Source organism: Candidatus Phytoplasma phoenicium, from assembly GCF_001189415.1.
Taxonomy (GTDB): Bacteria; Bacillota_I; Bacilli_A; order Acholeplasmatales; family Acholeplasmataceae; genus Phytoplasma; species Phytoplasma phoenicium.
On sequence record NZ_JPSQ01000069.1, the window covers coordinates 1 to 1,020 of the forward strand.

The window sequence follows — 1,020 nt, forward strand, 5'->3', positions numbered from 1 at the left end:
AATTATTAGAACAAAAAATAGATAACTTAGAAAAAGAACTACAACGAATCATTTGTCAACAGAAAACAACATTAAATATTGATAAAAACGAAGAAATTCAAAAAGAAACTGAAATTAAAAATTATACAAATATTAATTTCAGCATTCTTGATAAAGAATTACACAATCAAATCCCTATTGAATTAAAGCAAATATTTGCAAAAGTAACAAATATAGAGAATATTCAATTATTTATATTAAAAAACATAATAGAACAAAAATCATATTATGATCAAGAACAAAATGTTTTATATGTTCATCCTAATGATTTAATTTTTATCAAAATTTTGTTGATTGAACATAAAAAAATTATAAACCCCAATAAGAAAATACTATGAAATTTATAAATAAAATCCCAAAAATATTTATTTTTGGAATTTTATTTTTTTGATATCTATTTAATTCTTTTATTTTAATTCTAAGTATTTTTTTGGCTGTAATTCTTTTTGTTTTTTGTTAACTTTAATTGTTAACAAACCATTTTCCAAATTACCTTTAATATCTTCAATACTAAATTGTTCACCTAAATTAAAACTTCTTTTAATAATACCAGTTAATCTTTCTTGTCTTAAATAATGGAATTTTTCTTTAGGCATTTTTTCTTTATTATTTTCTTGTTTATCATCAATTTCTTTATTCTCAGTTAAAGAAGGTTGTGCTTCTATTACTAATATACCTTTGTCTAAACTAATTTTAATATTTTCTTTTTTAAAACCTGGAACTTCACTGATTAAAACGTAACTATCATGATATTCCTTAATATCAGTTTTCATTAAAGATTGGAAATTATTACTAAAAGAATTATTTCTCCAATCTTTTAAAAAATGTTCTAATAAATCTTGATTATCATCAAAAAAAGTAAATGTCATGATTATTTCCTTCACTCCTTTTTAAATATTTTTTAATTATTAAATTTTTTCTTTCGTTTTATTTTTTATTTTTTCTCATTATTAAATCTCATTATTAAATCTCATTATTAAA

General features: G+C 19.3%; 1 protein-coding gene and 1 pseudogene. One reads left to right on the plus strand and one right to left on the minus strand.

Annotated elements, in window-relative coordinates:
* Positions 1 to 377: pseudogene (locus AlmWB_RS01890) on the plus strand (hypothetical protein); the annotation flags it as partial.
* 69 nt (positions 378 to 446) lie between these two features.
* On the opposite strand, the gene AlmWB_RS01635 reads toward AlmWB_RS01890, so the two are convergent.
* A complete protein-coding gene (locus AlmWB_RS01635; protein ID WP_050337425.1) occupies positions 447 to 908 on the minus strand; it encodes an Hsp20 family protein in 462 nt (153 codons plus the stop codon).
* Positions 909 to 1,020 lie beyond the last annotated feature (112 nt).

Excerpts from the sequence above, each read along its gene's own strand:
- AlmWB_RS01635 (WP_050337425.1), bottom strand. The coding sequence starts at position 908 with ATGACATTTACTTTTTTTGATGATAATCAAGATTTATTAGAACATTTT.